We start from the raw sequence: 15,429 nt of genomic DNA, 5'->3' as shown, positions 1-15,429 counted from the left end.
TACCGGCGGGGCTTCAGCCGGTGTTGCGCAGGCCGGCGGCGATGCCGTTGATCGACAGGTGGATGCCGCGTTTGACCTTCTCCTCCTGGTTGCCGGCGCGGTAGCGGCGGATCAGCTCGACCTGCAGGTGGTGCAGCGGGTCGATGTAGGGGAAGCGGTGCGCGATCGAGCGCGCCAGCGCCGCGTTGTTGGCCAGCCGCTGCGCGTGGCCGGTGATGGCCTCCAGGGCCGCGTGGGTGCGGTGCCACTCGGCCTCGATGGCGCCGAGGATGCGCCGGCGCAGGCGCGCATCGGGCACCAGTTCGGCGTAGAGGGCGCCGAGGGCCAGATCGCTCTTGGCCAGCACCATATCGATGTTGCTCAGCAGCGCGGCGAAGAACGGCCAGCGGGCGTGCATGTCGCGCAGCAAAGCATGTGCAGCGTCGCGGCCCAGGTCCGCCTCCAATGCGGCCACGCCGCTGCCCAGCCCGTACCATCCGGGCAGCGTCAGGCGGCACTGGCCCCAGCTGAAGCTCCAGGGAATGGCGCGCAGGTCCTCGATGCGCTGCGTGGCTTTGCGCGACGCGGGCCGCGAGCCGATGTTGAGCTCGGCGATCTCCCGAATCGGCGTGGCGTGGAAAAAGTAGTCGGTAAAGCCCGGCGTCTCGTAGACCAGCGCGCGGTAGGCCGCCTGGCTGGCGCGCGACAGCGCCTCGGCCGCCTGCAGAAAGCGTGCCGGCACTGGCCGCCGGGGGGGCAGCAGGGTCGCTTCCAGGGTGGCGGCGACCAGCGTCTCCAGGTTGCGCCGGCCGATGTCGGGGTTGGCGTATTTGGAGCCGATCACCTCGCCCTGCTCGGTCAGCCGGATCTGGCCGCGCACCGTGCCGGCAGGCTGGGCCAGGATGGCCTCGTAGCTCGGGCCGCCGCCGCGGCCGACCGTGCCGCCGCGGCCGTGGAACAGGCGCAGCCGCACCGGGCGACCGCTTTCGGCCGCCAGGCGATCGAACAGCGCTGCCAGCGCCACCTCGGCCTGGTAGAGCGACCAGTTGCTGGTGAAGATGCCGCCGTCCTTGTTGCTGTCGGAATAGCCGAGCATGATGTCTTGCTCGCCGTACTCCAGCGGGCCGCCGGCGTGCACCAGCGCGGCCACGCCGGGCAGCGCGTAGTACTCGGCCATGATGGTCGGGGCCTGGTGCAGGTCTTCGATGGTTTCGAACAGCGGCACGACGATCAGCTCGGCGCGCGCATCCTCCCCCCAATGCCCGTGCAGCAGGCCGGCTTCCTTTTGCAGCACCAGCACTTCCAGCAAGTCGCTCACCGACTCCGTGTGGCTGATGATGGCGTGCCGGATGGCCGCCGCCCCGTAGCGCCGGCGCGCATCGCGCGCGGCACGAAAGATCGCCAGCTCGCGCTGCGTGACGGCGCTGTAAGGGGCGTCGGGCAGGCGCAGCGGCCGCGGATCGGCCAGCACATGCAGCAGCAGACGCCGGCGCGCCGCCTCGTCGAGCGCGGCATAGTCCGGCGCCACCCGCGCCTGCGCCAGCAGCTCGGCGACGGCCAGCTCGTGCTGGTCCGAGCTTTGGCGCAGGTCCAGCGTCGCCAAGTGAAAGCCAAACACCTCCACCGCCCGGATCAGCGGTTTGAGGCGCGGCTCCGTCAGGGCCGCGCAGCCCTGCTCGACCAGTGCGGCCTCGATCACGCGCAGATCCGCCAGGAAGGCTGCCGCGTCGGGGTAGGGGTGCTGCGGCGGGACCGCGTGGCGCGCCGCCTCGCCGCCGCTGAGCGCTTGCAGCGTCGCCGCCAGCCGTGCATACAGACCGACCAGCGCGCGCCGGTAGGGCTCGTCGCGGCGGTGCTCGCTGGTGTCGGGCGAGGCGTCGGCCAAGACCTGCAGGGCGGCCGGGGCCGGCAACAGCATGGCGGACAGAGACAGTTCCGCGCCAAGCGCATGCACCTCGCGCAGGTAGTGGCGCAGGATCAGATCCGCCTGGCGCTGCAGCGCCAGCGCCAGCGTGTCGGCGTCCACGTTGGGGTTGCCATCGCGGTCGCCCCCGGTCCACTGGCCCAGCCGCAAGAACGGTGCCACCGGGATGCCACCCAGTGCGCCTTCGATGTCGGCGTACAGCCGTGGCACCTCGGGCACGAAGGTGCGTTCGTAATAGGCGAGGGCGTTGTTGATCTCGTCCGCCACGGTCAGCCGGGTGTAGCGCAGCAGCCGCGTGTGCCAGAGTTGGGTGATGCGCGCGCGCAGCAGCCCTTCGTTGGCGGCCAGCTCGCGCTCGCTGACGCGGTCGCCGCGCCGGCTGCCTGCCGCCAGGGCGCGCGCCCGGATGGCGTCGCGCTGCGTCAGCAGCCGGGCGATGTCGCCCTCGGCCTCGCGGATGCTGGCGCGCTGCACTTCGGTCGGATGCGCGGTCAGCACCGGTGACAGCAGGGCATGGCGCAGGGTGTCGGCGATGGTTTGCGCGTCCACCCCGGCGCGGCGCAGGCGCTGCCAGGTGTGTGCCAGGCTGCCGGGTTGCACATGGCCGGCGCGCTCGTGCACCTCGCGCCGGCGGATGTGGTGCCGATCCTCGGCCAGATTGGCCAGGTGGCTGAAGAAGGTGAAGGCGCGGATCACGCTGACCGCCTGGCCATCGGTCAGGGCATGCAGCACGCGCTGCAGTTCGCGGTCGGCGCGTGGGTCGGCGTGGCGGCGAAATGTCACCGAGAGCTGGCGGATGCGCTCGATCAGGGCGAAGGTGGCCTCGCCCTCGTGCTCGCGGATGACGTCGCCGAGCAGTCGGCCCAGCAGCCGGATGTCGTCCACCAGCGGTTGGTCTTTGGGCGGGATCGCGGCGCGGCCGGCGGCGTCGGCCGAGGGGGTGAGGGGCGGGTCGCGGCGGGGCGTGGCCATGGGCAGAGAAAACGTCAAGGCGAAGAAAGCGAAAAGACAGGAGTCAGACCGGGGCGTCGTCGTCGCGCCCCACGGTGCGCAGCAGCGTTTTGCCCAGCTCCACGCCCCATTGGTCGTAGGCGTGGATGTCCCAGATCGCGGCTTCGCAAAAGATTTTGTGCTCGTAGGCGGCCATCAGCGCGCCCAGCGCGTGCGGTTCCAGTCGTGGCAGCCACAGCACGTTGCTGGGCACGTCGCCGGGGAAGGTGCGGTGCGGGGCGAGCGTTTGCGCGGTCGCGGCATCCAACCCCTCGGCCAGCAGTTGCGCGCGGGTTTGCGCCTCGTCGCGGCCCAGCGCCAAGGCCTGCGCCTGCGCGAGCAGATTGTCGCGCACGAGGCGGTGGTGCCGCTCGGCCAGGGGCAGTGGCGTGTCCTCGGCCTCGATGCCGATGAAGTCCACCGGCACCCGGTGGCGGCCCTGGTGCACGAGCTGGAAATAGGCGTGCTGACCCTCCAGCCCGATGCCGCCCCAGACGATCGCTTCGGTACCGACGGCGCATACGGTGCCATCCCGGTGCACGCGCTTGCCGTTGGACTCCATCGCCAGTTGTTGCAGATAGGGGACGAAGTGGCGCAGCCGCTCGGCATATACCGCCACCAAGTGCGTGGGACAGCGCAAAAAGTCGCGGTTCCACACCGACAGCAGCGCCAGCGCCAGAGGCAGGTTGCGCTCCGGCGGCGCGTGCCAGAAGTGTTCGTCCATCGCCCGGGCCCCCGCCAGCAATTGCCGAAACGACGCCGCCCCGATGGCCACCGCGAGCGGAAAGCCGATCGCCGACCAGACCGAATAGCGGCCACCCACCCAGTCCCAGAATACGAAGGTGTGCGCGGGGTCGAACCCCTGCGCCCGGGCCAGATCGGGCCGCGCCGTCACGGCCACCAAATGCGCGGCCTGGGCGTGCGGCTCCAGCCCGGCATCGGCCAGCCAGCGGCGGGCGGTGTCCGCCATCAGGCGGGTTTCGGGGGTGGTGAAGCTCTTGCTCTGCACGACGAACAGGGTGTCGTGCGGGTTCAGGTCGCGCAGCGTGTCATGCAGTGTCCAGGCGTCGGCATTGGGCACATAGCGCACCGCCACCGCCGGCGTGGCCAGGGCGGCCAGCGCTGTGGTGGCCATGCGCGGCCCCAGGTCCGAGCCGCCGATGCCCAGGTTGACCACCGTGCGGATAGGCAGCCCGCGGTGCCCACGCCACGCCCCGCTGCGCACCCGCTCGGCCGCGGCCAGAAAACGCTCCCGCTCGTCGCGCACGGCGGCGCTGATCGCCGCCCCCCAGGGAGCGGCCGGGTCGTCGTCGCCCCGCAGGGCCGGGTGCAGGGCGGCACGCCCTTCGGTGGCGTTGACGGCTTCGCCGCGCCGCAGGGCGTCGGCCTGTCCGGCCACGTCCGCTTCGCGCGCCAGCGCCAGCAGGGCCTGCCAGATGGACAGGTCCACGGCCTGTCGCGTGGCATCCAGCCGCAACCCGGCGGCGTCGAAGCGCAGCGCCGCGCTGCGCGCCCCATTCGCTGCGGCCAACCGCTCCCGCAAGGGCGACTGGGGAGCGGCCGCCAGGGCCTGCAGCCGGCCCCAGGCGGGCAGACACGCGGGCCGGTGCACGCTGTGGGACGTGCCGACGGGGGCGGTGGCGGGATGAGGCAAAGGCATCGAGGCGTGCATGGGCCAGGGCGGGGAGCGGACCATCCGTGATCATACGGCCCGGGCCGGGATACCCCGCCTTGGTGTGCGGCAACAAAAAGCCCACCGGCGCACCGGTGGGCTGTTTGGCGACAGGTGGCCCGATCAGGCCCGCGCCAGGTTGGGGTAGCGCACGTGCTCCACCAGTTCCTGAATGTTGCGCTGGGGCGCGGGCGTCAGCAGGCTGACGATGATGATCACCGCAAAGCCCACTGGCACGCCAAAGATACCGGCCGAAATCGGCTGAATGCCCCACCAGAGCTGAACGGGGTCGGTGACGCCGAACACGCCCCGCAGCCAGGGTTGGTTGACCGCCATGTAATAGAAGGTGATGCCAAAGCCGGCGATCATGCCCAGGATCGCCCCCCACTTGGTGGCCCGTTTCCAGAAGATGCCCAGCGTCAGCGCCGGGAAGAAGCCCGCCGCCGCCAGCGAGAACGCGGCCGAGACCAGGAACAGGATGTCCGCGGGCTTTTGTGCGGCCACATAGGCGGCCATCAAGGCCACGACCAGCAGCAGGACCTTGGAGATCATCACCCGGCGCGAGGTCGGGGCGTTGGGGTCCATCATCTTGTAGTACAGGTCGTGCGACAGCGCGTTGGCGATGGTCAGCAGCAGGCCGTCGGCGGTGGACAGCGCCGCGGCCAGACCGCCTGCGGCCACCATGCCCGACACGACGTAGGGCAGGCCCGCGATCTCCGGCGTGGCCAGCACGATGATGTCGCCGCCGATGCGCATCTCACCGAGCTGGAAGATGCCGTCCTTGTTGACGTCGGTCACCGACAGCAGCCCTGGATCGACTTTGGCCCAGTTGGCGATCCAGGCCGGCAACTTGTCGAACGGCGTGCCCACCAGCACCGAGAACACCTCGTACTTGACCAGCACCGCCAGCGCCGGCGCGGTGAAGTAGAGCAGGAAGATGAAGAACAGCGACCAGGTCACCGACTGCCGCGCCTCTTTCACCGACGGGGTGGTGTAGTAGCGCATCAGGATGTGCGGCAACGCGGCCGTACCCACCATCAGGCAGAACACCAGCGCCAGGAAGTTGCGCCGTGACTCGTCGAAGGTTTTTTGGGCCTTTTCGTCGCCGTTGGGGTCACCGGCGAACTGCTGCGCATGGCGCGGCATGCCCGCCAGCGGCTTGGCGCGCGCCTCGGCCGCGGCCTTGGCTTTGGTCCAGGCGTCCTTGGCGGCGGCTTCGTCCTTGGGCAGGCTGGCCAGGGCTTTCTCGGCTGCGGCGATTTGGTCCGCCGGGGCGTTGGCGGCGCGCAGGTCCTCCAGCTTCTTCTGGGCCGCGGCGCGGTCGGCGGCCAGCGCGGCCGGCACGTCCTTGAGCTTTTCGCCCAGCGCGGCCGCCTGGGCCTGGAAGGCGGCGATGACTTCCTTTTCCTTCGGGTCGTCGATGAGCTGCTTTTCCCGCTCCGTGACCTTTTGCAACTGGTAGCCGTACACCAACTGCGGGATCGGCACGCCGGTCTGCTTCACCGACAGCCACACCACCGGGATCATGTAAGCGATGATCAGAATGATGTACTGCGCCACCTGGGTCCACGTTACCGCGCGCATGCCGCCCAGGAACGAGCACACCAGAATGCCCGCCAGCCCCAGGAAGATGCCGATCGAGAAGTCCACGCCGGTCAGGCGCGTGGTGATCAGGCCGACGCCGTAGATCTGCGCGACCACGTACACGAACGAGCAGAAGATGGCGATGATGATGCCGACCAGCCGCGCGATGTTGCCCTCGTAGCGCGCCCCGAGGAAGTCGGGGATGGTGAACTGGCCGAACTTGCGCAAGTAGGGCGCGAGGAACAGCGCCACCAGGCAGTAGCCCCCGGTCCAGCCCATGATGAAGGCCAGGCCACCGTAGCCGGTCAGGTAGAGCGTGCCGGCCATGCCGATGAAGGACGCGGCCGACATCCAGTCCGCGCCGGTGGCCATGCCGTTGTAGATCGCCGGCACGCGCCGGCCGGCGACGTAATACTCGGCGGCGTCGTTGGTGCGGCTCATGATGCCGATGCCGGCGTAGAGCATCACCGTGGCGAACAAAAAGATGTAGCCCACCCACGCCTTGGGCAGTCCGAACTGCTCGAGGATCGCGAGCGTGACCACGAACACGAAGAAGCCGCCCGTGTACCAGGCGTAGACCTTGTTGAGTTGCTTGCGGAAAGCGGCGTTGCTGCCGGCGCTGAAGACACCGCCAGCGGTTTCGGGTGCGAGTCCGGCCATGTCAGTCCTCCTGCTCGGCGACACCGTGCTCGATGTCGAGTTGGTTCATGTACCGGGCATAAAAACCGATGATCAGCACGTAGATCACCAGCGCACCCTGCGCGCCCACCCAGAAGCTGAACGGCCAGCCGAAGAAGGTGAAGCTCAGGTCGCGGGCAAAGTACCCGACGACGAACGTCACCACGAACCAGATCGCCAGCAGAATCCCTGTGATGCGCAGGTTTTTCTGCCAGTATCGCTGTTGCGATTCCGTCAGTTGCATGGAAGTTGTCTCCTCTCGGTCTAGGGGCTGCGGACGGGCATGGAGGCCCGCCCCCTGCGGACCCCACCGCCGGCGGACCGGCGGCGATTGCAACCGGGACGCGTCCCGATCCTCAACCGGCGGTGCCGAGTCCGGTTTCGCGCTCGAGCCGAGCGGCGACACCGGGTTCGAACCCGCGCAGGTGGCGAATGATCTTCGCCGCCTCCTCGGGCTCCGCGCGGTCGACATGAATCCGCGCCATCTGGTACCAGGCATACGGACTCATGGGTTGCAATTCGGTGTTGCGCCGCAGCGCGGCCAGGGCCTCGTCCAGACGGCCCAGGCGGATGAGCACCAGCCCCAGCCCGTACCATGCCTGGTCGAGTCGCTCGTCCAGCTGCAGGGCTTGGCGAAAACTGCGCTCGGCCGCATCCGGCAGGCCGAGCTGCTCTTGCAGGAAGGCGCGGTTGTACCAGTGCGCCGCCTGCTGTGGCGCCACCTGCACCAGCCGGTCGAGCACCGCCAGCGCCTCGCGCGGGCGGCCCAACTGCGCCAGCAGATGGGCCTGAAAGGCCAGCAGCGTCGGCTGCTCGGGATGGGCGGCGAGCGCCGCTTCGACGATGGCCAGCGCGCGCGCCTCGCGCCCCCACCAGATGAACCAGCGGGCCCGCCACAGCGCCCACTGCACGGCGCGCTCGTTTGGATTCATCGGCACGCCTCCATACCCACGCCGATGCAGTACTCGATCTTGCCCAGCGTGACCGCCAGATACAGCGCCGCCATGACGCAAAAGGCCACGACCGGCACATGCTGCTCGGCCACTTGCCGCGGGGCGATCCAGCGCGCCGCGCCTACCCAGGGCTTGTTGAGCACCTGGAACAGTTGGTAGACGAAGTTGCTCTCGCGCCGCGCACCGGCGATGATGTACAGCACGCCCTGACCGAGCAGGGCGAGCAGTCCGATGTACAGGACCAGTTGAGCCGCGTTGAGCCAGAACAGCATGGCAAGATGGACGAATGTGGCGCGATGGTCACTCGCATTGACTTACCAAACCCTTACAAAACGGGGCGATCAGGGAAAATCCTGACAATGACCTTACCAATGCTGGGGTTGTCGAGGCGGCGACCCCCAAGCCCCCACCAACCGGAGGATGCGCTTGGACACGATGGAACAGGACGAATGGACACAGGTTTTGCGGGCCTACCCGTCCATGGCGCTGGAAACCCGGCTGGGTGACTTGCCGCGGCGCGAGCCGGTCACCCTGCCGGCCGACGCCTCGGTGCGCGACGCGCTGCAGACCATGAGCGAGCGCGGCGTCGGCTCGGTCCTGCTGCTGGACGCGCAGGGCGGCCTGGCGGGCATCTTGACCCGCCACGACGTGCTGGAGCGCATCGCGCTGGCGGGCACCGACTTGGCCGTCCCGGTCGCCACCGTGATGACGCAGCCGGTGGCCACTTTGCAGGTGCACGATACGACGCACGACGCCATGATGCTGATGGCCACGCGGCGCATCCGCCATGTGCCGGTCCTGCAGGACGACCGCCTGGTCAACGTCGTTTCCGAGCGCGATCTGTTCGCGCTGCAGCGGTTGTCGATCAAACACCTGGGCAGCGCCATCGCGCACGCACGCACGCTGGCCGATTTCCAGCGGGTGGCGGCCGACATCCGCGCCTATGCCCGCCACCTGATGGCGCAGGGTGTGCAGGCGCGGCAGTTGACGGCGCTGATTTCGCGCCTCAACGACCAGCTCACCGAGGGGCTGGTGGCCATGGAGCTGCGGGCAGCGGGCCTGTCGGCCGACGCCATGTGCTGGGTGGCGCTGGGCTCGGAGGGCCGGGGGGAACAAACGCTGGCCACCGACCAGGACAATGCCTTGGTGTTTGCCAGCGACGACCCGGATGCCGACCGCCCGCGCTGGCTGGCCTTCGCGCGTCGCGTCAACGAGGCGCTGGACGCCTGCGGCTACCCCTTGTGCACGGGCGGCGTCATGGCCGGCAACCCACCGTGCTGCCTGACCGCGGCCGAATGGGGCCAGCGGTTTGCCCGCTGGATCGACGCCGGCGGACCGCAGGAGCTGCTGCAGGCGTCCGTGTTTTTCGATCTGCGCGCGGTGGCCGGGCGCGCCGACTGGCTCGATGCGCTGCGCGCCGCGGTGCTCGCGCGCACGCGCGCCACCCCGCGCTTCATCCGCCAGTTGGTGCAGGTGCATCTGGAGCATCCGGTCGCGCTCAACTGGTTTGGGGGCATCGAGGGGCGGCGCGACGGGCCGCACCTGTGGTTCGACCTCAAGCTGCAGGGCACCGCGTTGCTGGTGGAGGGGGCGCGCATCCTGGCGCTGGCCCAGGGGCTACCCGCCATCGGCACGCGCGATCGCCTGCTGACCGCGGGACGGGCCATGGGGGCCCCCGCGCCCGAGGTGGAGGGTTGGGTCGCCGCGTTCGATTTTTTGCAGACCCTGCGCCTGACTCGCCAGAGCGATCCCGCGGCCGATCCGCAGCAGCCCAACCGCATCGACCTCAACACCCTCAACCCGGTGGACGAGCGCGTGCTCAAGGCTTCGCTGCGCGCCATCAAGACGCTGCAGCAGCGGCTGCAATTGGACTATCTGCGCTGACGCGGCATCAGTCCACCTGCCCGACCTTGAGCATATTGGTGCCGCCCGGGGTGCCCATCGGTTCGCCCGCGGTGATGACGTAGCGGTCGCCCGGCTGCAGCCGGCCGCGCGCCTTGAGCTGCTGCTCCGCCTGCATGAGGGCGGTGTCGCGGTCGGCGCTGCCCCCGGTGATGCGCAGCGCGTGCACGTTGCGGTACAGCGCCAGCCGCCGCGCCGTGGTCAGCCGCGGCGTGATCGCGTAGATCGGGATGTCCACCGTGTGGCGGCTCATCCACAGCGGGGTGGAGCCGGATTCGGTCAACGCGATGAGGGCGCGCGCCTGCAGGTGCGAAGCGATGAACAGCGCCCCCAGCGCGATCGACTGGTCGATGCGCGCGAACGTCTTGCCGACGAAGTCGTGGTCCAGCGCGTCGTGATACGCCTGCTCGGCCGCGACGCAGATGCGCGCCATCTCCTGCACCGTCTGCAGCGGGTATTTGCCGGCGGCGGTCTCGGCGCTGAGCATCACGGCATCCGTGCCGTCCAGCACCGCGTTGGCCACGTCGCTGACCTCGGCGCGCGTCGGGATCGGCGCGTGGATCATGCTCTCCATCATCTGCGTGGCGGTGATGACCAGCCGGTCGTGCTCGCGTGCCAGGGCGATCATGCGCTTTTGCAGCGCCGGCACGGCGGCGTTGCCGACCTCCACCGCCAGGTCGCCGCGCGCCACCATGATGCCGTCGCTGGCCTGCAGGATCGCCTCCAGCTCGGGGATGGCCTCGGCGCGCTCGATCTTGGCGATCAGGCCCGGGCGGTGGCCGTCGCGCGCGGCCTCCTCGCACAGCCGCCGCGCCAGCCGCATGTCGTCGGCGTTCTTCGGAAAGCTCACCGCCACGTAGTCGGCCTGCAGCGCCATCGCGGTAGCGATGTCGGCCATGTCCTTCGGCGTCAGCGCCGGGGCGGTCAGGCCTCCGCCGCGCTTGTTGATCCCCTTGTGGTTGGACAGCTCGCCGCCCGTCACCACGCGCGTGTGCACCGCCGCGCCCTCCACGCGCTCGACGCGCAGCTCGATCAACCCGTCGTTGAGCAGCAGCACGTCGCCCGGCACCACGTCGCGCGGCAGCTCCTTGTAATCCAGCCCCACCGCGTGCTCGTCGCCCGGCTCGGTGCGCGCGGCATCCAGCGTGAAGGCGGCGCCTTCCGCCAGCGTCACCCTGCCGTGCGCGAACTTGCCGACCCGGATCTTGGGCCCCTGCAGGTCGGCCATCACGGCCACCTCCTTGCCGACGCGCGCGGCGGCCTCGCGCACGGCGGCGGCGCGGCGACGGTGGTCGTCGGCCGTGCCGTGCGAGAAGTTGAGCCGCACCACGTCCACGCCGGCGCGCACCATCGCTTCCAGCATTTCGGGCGTGTCGCTGGCGGGGCCCAGGGTGGCGACGATCTTGGTGGCGCGCAGTGGCATGGGGTCTCCTGGCTGGGATGGGGCAAGGGCGCCGGGCGCGGGCGTGCCGCACGGGCACCGGACCCGCCTATCGTAGTACGGTCGTGCGGCCGCGGTACGGCCGGGGGAGGTCGGGGTGCCGCAGCCGTCCTGTGGCCGTCGCGCGCGGCTTTGCTAGAGTCCCGCCATGTTCCCCGCGCGTCGCTCCCCCAACGCCGACCGGCCGCTGGCCGGCGCCCATGTCGTCAGCCTGGCCCTCAACCTGCCCGGCCCGGCGGCGCTCGTGCGCCTGCGCGCGCTCGGCGCGCGCTGCACCAAGGTCGAACCGCCCGCCGGTGACCCGATGCGCGCCTACTGCGAGGCCGCCTACGCGCAGATGCACCGCGGCGTGCGCACCGTCGCGCTGGATCTGAAGGATACGGACGGCCAGCGCCGCCTGCAACGCCTGCTCGCCCGGGCGGACGTGCTGCTGACGTCGTTTCGCCCCTCCGCCCTGGCCAAGCTGGGGTTGGACGCCACCGCGCTGCAGGCGCGCCACCCGCGTCTGTGCGTCGTGCGCATCGTCGGGGCGCCCGGCGCGCGCGCCGAGGAGGCCGGCCACGACCTCACCTACCAGGCCGAGGCCGGGCTGCTGGAGGGTCTGGATCCACCGCCCAGCCTGCTGGCCGACATGGCCGGCGCCCTGCTGGCCAGCGAGGCGGTGCTGGCCGCGCTGCTGCAGCGTGCCACCACCGGCCGCGGCGCGGTGCGCGACGTGGCGCTGGCCGACGCCGCCGCGTGGCTGGCGCTGCCGCGCGCCTGGGGCCTGACCGCCCCCGGTGGGCTGCTGGGCGGCGCCCACGCCGGCTACCGCGTCTACCGCTGCGCCGACGGCCGCGTCGCGGTGGCGGCGCTGGAGCCCCACTTCGCGCGCCGGCTGGGCGAGGTCGCGGGCCTGGGCCCGCTGACGCCGGCGCAGTGCCTCGAGCCCGCCACCGCCGCCGCGCTGGCGGCGTGGTTCACCACCCGATCGCGCGCCGAGCTGGACGCGCTGGCGCGCGCGCATGATCTGCCGTGGGTGACGCTGGGGGTGTGATCGATCAATGGTGCGGCAGGGGGCTCATCGAGGCGTTCAGGTGGCCAGAGGCTTGATTCGCGCGATGGCCTCGCCTTTCTCGCGTTCTGGCCGCGGGCGCAAAGCAATCTATCGAATAAACATTATCGATTGCCTTTATTTCGCTTCGCCCCTACCATGGAAGCCAGCCTAGTCAACAGGAGCACACCATGGCCCGCCTGCGTCGCATCGCCCACACCCACCGCCTGGCGCTGATGAAGACCGCCACCTACTACGTGATGCACGTCACGGTGGCGATGGCGGTCGCCTACGCCGTCACCGGCAGCTGGCTGGCCGCGCTGACGCTGAGCCTGTTGGAGCCGACCGTGCAGGCGGTGGCGTATTTTTTCCACGAGCGTGCGTGGGCGCGCGTGGCGCGACGGCCCGCTGCCGAAGCGCCCCCGCACGCACTCGCCGCCGCTCAGCCCTGAGCGCGGCGCTGAAGCACCTCGAAGGCCGGCAGCGTCTTGCCTTCCAGCACCTCCAGGAAGGCGCCGCCGCCGGTGGAGATGTAGCCCACGCGGTCCGTGATGTGGAATTTGGCGATCGCCGCCAGCGTATCGCCGCCGCCGGCGATGGAGAAGGCATCCGAATGTGCGATGGCCGAGGCCAGCATCTTGGTGCCGCCGGCGAACTGGTCGTACTCGAACACGCCCAGCGGCCCGTTCCAGACGATGGTGCCGGCGTGCGCGATGATCTCGGCCAGTCGTGCCGCGCTCTTGGGGCCGATGTCCAGAATGCGGTCGTGCGGGCCGACCTCGTCCACCGACACGCGGTTGGCGCGCGCCAGCGACGAGACCTCGTCGGCCACCACCACGTCCACCGGCAGCGGCACCTCGGCGCCGCGCGCCTTCATCAGATCCATCACCTGCTGGGCTTCGCGCACCATCTCGGGCTCGGCCAGCGAGTCGCCAATGCGCTTGCCCGCTGCGAGCAGGAAGGTGTTGGCGATGCCGCCCCCGACGATCAGTTGATCCACCTTGGTGGCCAGCGTCTTGAGGATGGAGAGCTTGGTGCTGACCTTGGAGCCGCCGACGATCGCCACCAGCGGGCGGCGGGGGTTTTCCAGCGCGCGGCTGATCGCGTCCATCTCGGCGGCCAACAGGGGGCCGGCGCAGGCGATGGGCGCGGTTTCGGCGATGCCGTAGGTGGTGGCTTCGGCCCGGTGGGCGGTGCCGAAGGCGTCGTGCACGAAGATGTCGCACAGCTTGCCCAGCTTAGCGGCGAGTTCGGGGCTGTTTTTCTTCTCGCCTTTGTTGAGGCGGCAGTTTTCCAGCAGCACCACCTCGCCCGGCGCGACCGCAAAGCCCCCGTCCACCCAGTCCCTGATGAGCGGCACTGGCCGGCCCAGCAGCTCACCCAGGCGCTGGGCCACCGGCGCCAGCGTGTCTTCGGGGCGCGGCTCGCCCTCGGTCGGCCGCCCCAGGTGCGACGTCACCATGACCGCCGCGCCGGCGTCCAGGGCCATCTGGATTGCGGGTACCGAGGCGCGGATGCGCGTGTCCTCGGTGATGCGGCCGTCGTCGTCCTGCGGGACGTTGAGATCGGCGCGGATGAAGACGCGCTTGCCGCGCACCTCGCCACGCGCGCACAGATCGGAGAAGCGGAGGAATTGCATGTCGGCTCCGGAGGGGGTGAAGACATTGCCGCGGCTCGGCCGCGGTCGTTCGCCGGTCGGGATACGGCAGGGGGATTGTAAGAATCCGCATGCCCCTGTCATCCCCCGTCGGCCGCGCGACGAGCGCGCAGCGGGCACAATCGCAGGCATGGCAGGACGAATCCGGTGGTGGCTGGCGGGCGCGGCGGTGGCGCTGGTGTCGGGGGCGGTGCTGTGGGCGCAGCGGCCCGCGCCCGTGCGCACCCTCACCCTGGCCGAGCGGCCGGTGCAAACCTCGGTGGTGGCGACGGGCCGCGTGGCTCCCGCCCGCGAGACGACGCTGGCCAGCACCCTGACTGGCCGTGTCGTCGCCACCCCGGTGGCCGAGGGCACGGCGGTGCGCGCGGCGACGGTGCTGGTGGCGCTGGAGGCCGACGAATGGCAGGCCGCGCTGGTCCAGGCCGAGGCGCAGCGCCAGGACGCCCGCGGGCAATGGACCGAGGCCGAGCGCCAGTGGCAGCGCCAGCGCGAGCTGCACGCCCAGGGGTTTTTGAGTGCGGCGGCCTTGGATGCGGCCGACCGGGCCCGGGATGCCGCGCGCCGGCGGCTCGATCAGGCCGAGGCGGCGGTTCTGCAGGCCCGCGCCCGTCGTGCCCAGGCGACGGTGCGTGCGCCGGCCGATGGCGTGCTGCTGGCGCGACTGGTGGAGGTGGGCGATGGCGTCATCCCCGGCAAGGCGTTGCTGCGTTTTGCAGTGGCGGGCACGCCCCGCATTCTGTTGGATCTGGACGAGCGCGACCTGGGCGCGCTGGCGGTGGGCCAGCCCGCCACGGTGCGGGCCGATGCCTGGCCCGATCAACGCATCGCGGCGCGGGTGCAGCGTCTGGCCGCGCAGGTGGACGGCGCGCGCGGCACGCTGGAGGTGGAGTTGACCCCGACCGAGGACGCCTCGCGGCTGTTGCCGGGCATGACCGTGTCGGCGGAAATCATCACCGGAGCACCGACGCCGCGCCTGCTGCTGCCACTGTCCGCGCTGCGCGATGGCCGTGCCGCCGTCGTGGTGGATGGGCGTGTGCGATGGCAGGCGGTCGAGACCGACCCGGCAGTCGAGGGTTGGCTGCCCGTGCGCCAGGGGCTGTCGGCCGGCGCCGTGGTCATCGATCCGGCGCCGGCGCTGGCCGAGGGGGCGCGCGTCGAGGTCCGGCCATGAGGTTCGTCTGGACGGTGGCGTGGCGGCTGCTGCGTGACGGGCGGTTTCAGACCGCGCTCATCCTCGGCGGCGTCACCGTCGGCGTGGCGGTGGTGGTCTACATCACCGCCATCATCAACGGCTTGCAGGCCAACATCATCGACCGCACGCTCTCGGCCCAGGCGCATGTGGTGCTGCGGCCGGCCGAGCGCGTCAACCAGCGCGCCTGGGAGTCGACCGATGGCGTGGTCGCTCTGGCCGATGTGCGCAAGCGCACGCAGCGCGAAGCCACCGTGGCCGATGCCCCCGCCGTGCTGGCCACGGTACGCGCGGTACCGGGGGTGGCGGCGGCCGCGGCGCTGGCGGTGGGGCCGGGGGTTGCGCAGCAGGGCGGCGTGTCGATGACGATGGCGTCGTAGTCCGCGCGCAGGGTGGCCAGTGCCTCACGCAGCTTGTAGATTTTGTG

At 70.7% G+C, this 15,429-nt stretch carries 13 protein-coding genes; 5 read left to right on the top strand and 8 right to left on the bottom strand.

Going from position 1 to position 15,429, the window contains the following annotated elements:
- Positions 1-13 precede the first annotated feature (13 nt).
- The 6 genes from ppc to ACK4TH_RS09265 all read right to left on the bottom strand — a co-directional run bounded on the left by ppc (position 14) and on the right by ACK4TH_RS09265 (position 8,052).
- Positions 14-2,875, bottom strand: a complete 2,862-nt coding sequence (gene ppc, locus ACK4TH_RS09290; protein ID WP_409625542.1) for a phosphoenolpyruvate carboxylase — start codon at positions 2,873-2,875, stop codon at positions 14-16.
- A 43-nt stretch (positions 2,876-2,918) separates the two neighbouring features.
- Complete coding sequence (pgi, locus tag ACK4TH_RS09285; protein ID WP_409625480.1) at positions 2,919-4,553, bottom strand: glucose-6-phosphate isomerase; 1,635 nt, start codon at positions 4,551-4,553, stop codon at positions 2,919-2,921.
- A gap of 135 nt (positions 4,554-4,688) precedes the next feature.
- A complete protein-coding gene (locus ACK4TH_RS09280; protein ID WP_409625477.1) occupies positions 4,689-6,809 on the bottom strand; it encodes a sodium:solute symporter family protein in 2,121 nt (706 codons plus the stop codon).
- 1 nt (position 6,810) lies between these two features.
- On the bottom strand, positions 6,811-7,071 hold the full coding sequence (locus ACK4TH_RS09275) for a DUF4212 domain-containing protein (RefSeq protein WP_409625474.1): 261 nt from the start codon (positions 7,069-7,071) through the stop codon (positions 6,811-6,813).
- 112 nt (positions 7,072-7,183) lie between these two features.
- A complete protein-coding gene (locus ACK4TH_RS09270; protein ID WP_409625471.1) occupies positions 7,184-7,759 on the bottom strand; it encodes a tetratricopeptide repeat protein in 576 nt (191 codons plus the stop codon).
- Positions 7,756-8,052 (bottom strand): hypothetical protein, encoded by a 297-nt coding sequence (locus ACK4TH_RS09265; protein ID WP_409625468.1) that lies wholly within the window; start codon positions 8,050-8,052, stop codon positions 7,756-7,758. Before ACK4TH_RS09265 ends, ACK4TH_RS09270 begins: the two co-directional genes overlap by 4 nt.
- 163 nt (positions 8,053-8,215) lie before the next feature.
- Between ACK4TH_RS09265 and ACK4TH_RS09260 the strand changes: the two genes are divergently transcribed.
- Positions 8,216-9,664: a DUF294 nucleotidyltransferase-like domain-containing protein gene (locus ACK4TH_RS09260; protein WP_409625539.1), complete on the top strand. Its 1,449-nt coding sequence runs from the start codon at positions 8,216-8,218 to the stop codon at positions 9,662-9,664.
- Positions 9,665-9,671: 7 nt separating this feature from the next.
- On the opposite strand, the gene pyk is transcribed toward ACK4TH_RS09260, so the two are convergent.
- A complete protein-coding gene (pyk, locus tag ACK4TH_RS09255) occupies positions 9,672-11,105 on the bottom strand; it encodes a pyruvate kinase (protein ID WP_409625465.1) in 1,434 nt (477 codons plus the stop codon).
- A gap of 166 nt (positions 11,106-11,271) precedes the next feature.
- On the opposite strand from pyk, the gene ACK4TH_RS09250 reads away from it, so the two are divergent.
- Both ACK4TH_RS09250 and ACK4TH_RS09245 read left to right on the top strand, forming a co-directional pair.
- Positions 11,272-12,159, top strand: a complete 888-nt coding sequence (locus tag ACK4TH_RS09250) for a CoA transferase (protein ID WP_409625462.1) — start codon at positions 11,272-11,274, stop codon at positions 12,157-12,159.
- 188 nt (positions 12,160-12,347) lie between these two features.
- Positions 12,348-12,608 (top strand): DUF2061 domain-containing protein, encoded by a 261-nt coding sequence (locus ACK4TH_RS09245; protein WP_409625459.1) that lies wholly within the window; start codon positions 12,348-12,350, stop codon positions 12,606-12,608.
- Here ACK4TH_RS09245 and ACK4TH_RS09240 read toward each other — a convergent pair.
- Positions 12,599-13,795 carry a phosphoglycerate kinase gene (locus tag ACK4TH_RS09240; protein ID WP_409625456.1) on the bottom strand — a complete coding sequence of 399 codons (1,197 nt, stop codon included), beginning with the start codon at positions 13,793-13,795 and terminating at the stop codon, positions 12,599-12,601. The two genes, ACK4TH_RS09245 and ACK4TH_RS09240, sit on opposite strands and share 10 nt — an antisense overlap.
- 148 nt (positions 13,796-13,943) lie before the next feature.
- On the opposite strand from ACK4TH_RS09240, the gene ACK4TH_RS09235 reads away from it, so the two are divergent.
- Both ACK4TH_RS09235 and ACK4TH_RS09230 read left to right on the top strand, forming a co-directional pair.
- A complete protein-coding gene (locus tag ACK4TH_RS09235) occupies positions 13,944-14,984 on the top strand; it encodes an efflux RND transporter periplasmic adaptor subunit (RefSeq protein WP_409625453.1) in 1,041 nt (346 codons plus the stop codon).
- Positions 14,981-15,382 (top strand): ABC transporter permease, encoded by a 402-nt coding sequence (locus ACK4TH_RS09230; RefSeq protein WP_409625450.1) that lies wholly within the window; start codon positions 14,981-14,983, stop codon positions 15,380-15,382. The genes ACK4TH_RS09235 and ACK4TH_RS09230 overlap by 4 nt, the downstream gene beginning before the upstream one ends.
- The last annotated feature ends 47 nt before the right edge of the window (positions 15,383-15,429 follow it).

Origin of the sequence: Tepidimonas sp. (genome assembly GCF_046292505.1) — a bacterium.
Classification (GTDB): Bacteria; Pseudomonadota; Gammaproteobacteria; order Burkholderiales; family Burkholderiaceae_C; genus Tepidimonas.
This window is presented reverse-complemented; position numbering and strand designations above follow the sequence as displayed.

What these genes read in the sequence shown, in the direction of transcription:
- ppc (WP_409625542.1), bottom strand. Translation starts at nt 2,875, where the DNA reads ATGGCCACGCCCCGCCGCGACCCGCCCCTCACCCCCTCGGCCGACGCC.
- pgi (WP_409625480.1), bottom strand. Translation starts at nt 4,553, where the DNA reads ATGCCTTTGCCTCATCCCGCCACCGCCCCCGTCGGCACGTCCCACAGC.
- ACK4TH_RS09280 (WP_409625477.1), bottom strand. Translation starts at nt 6,809, where the DNA reads ATGGCCGGACTCGCACCCGAAACCGCTGGCGGTGTCTTCAGCGCCGGC.
- ACK4TH_RS09275 (WP_409625474.1), bottom strand. Translation starts at nt 7,071, where the DNA reads ATGCAACTGACGGAATCGCAACAGCGATACTGGCAGAAAAACCTGCGC.
- ACK4TH_RS09270 (WP_409625471.1), bottom strand. Translation starts at nt 7,759, where the DNA reads ATGAATCCAAACGAGCGCGCCGTGCAGTGGGCGCTGTGGCGGGCCCGC.
- ACK4TH_RS09265 (WP_409625468.1), bottom strand. Translation starts at nt 8,052, where the DNA reads ATGCTGTTCTGGCTCAACGCGGCTCAACTGGTCCTGTACATCGGACTG.
- ACK4TH_RS09260 (WP_409625539.1), top strand. Translation starts at nt 8,216, where the DNA reads ATGGAACAGGACGAATGGACACAGGTTTTGCGGGCCTACCCGTCCATG.
- pyk (WP_409625465.1), bottom strand. Translation starts at nt 11,105, where the DNA reads ATGCCACTGCGCGCCACCAAGATCGTCGCCACCCTGGGCCCCGCCAGC.
- ACK4TH_RS09250 (WP_409625462.1), top strand. Translation starts at nt 11,272, where the DNA reads ATGTTCCCCGCGCGTCGCTCCCCCAACGCCGACCGGCCGCTGGCCGGC.
- ACK4TH_RS09245 (WP_409625459.1), top strand. Translation starts at nt 12,348, where the DNA reads ATGGCCCGCCTGCGTCGCATCGCCCACACCCACCGCCTGGCGCTGATG.
- ACK4TH_RS09240 (WP_409625456.1), bottom strand. Translation starts at nt 13,795, where the DNA reads ATGCAATTCCTCCGCTTCTCCGATCTGTGCGCGCGTGGCGAGGTGCGC.
- ACK4TH_RS09235 (WP_409625453.1), top strand. Translation starts at nt 13,944, where the DNA reads ATGGCAGGACGAATCCGGTGGTGGCTGGCGGGCGCGGCGGTGGCGCTG.
- ACK4TH_RS09230 (WP_409625450.1), top strand. Translation starts at nt 14,981, where the DNA reads ATGAGGTTCGTCTGGACGGTGGCGTGGCGGCTGCTGCGTGACGGGCGG.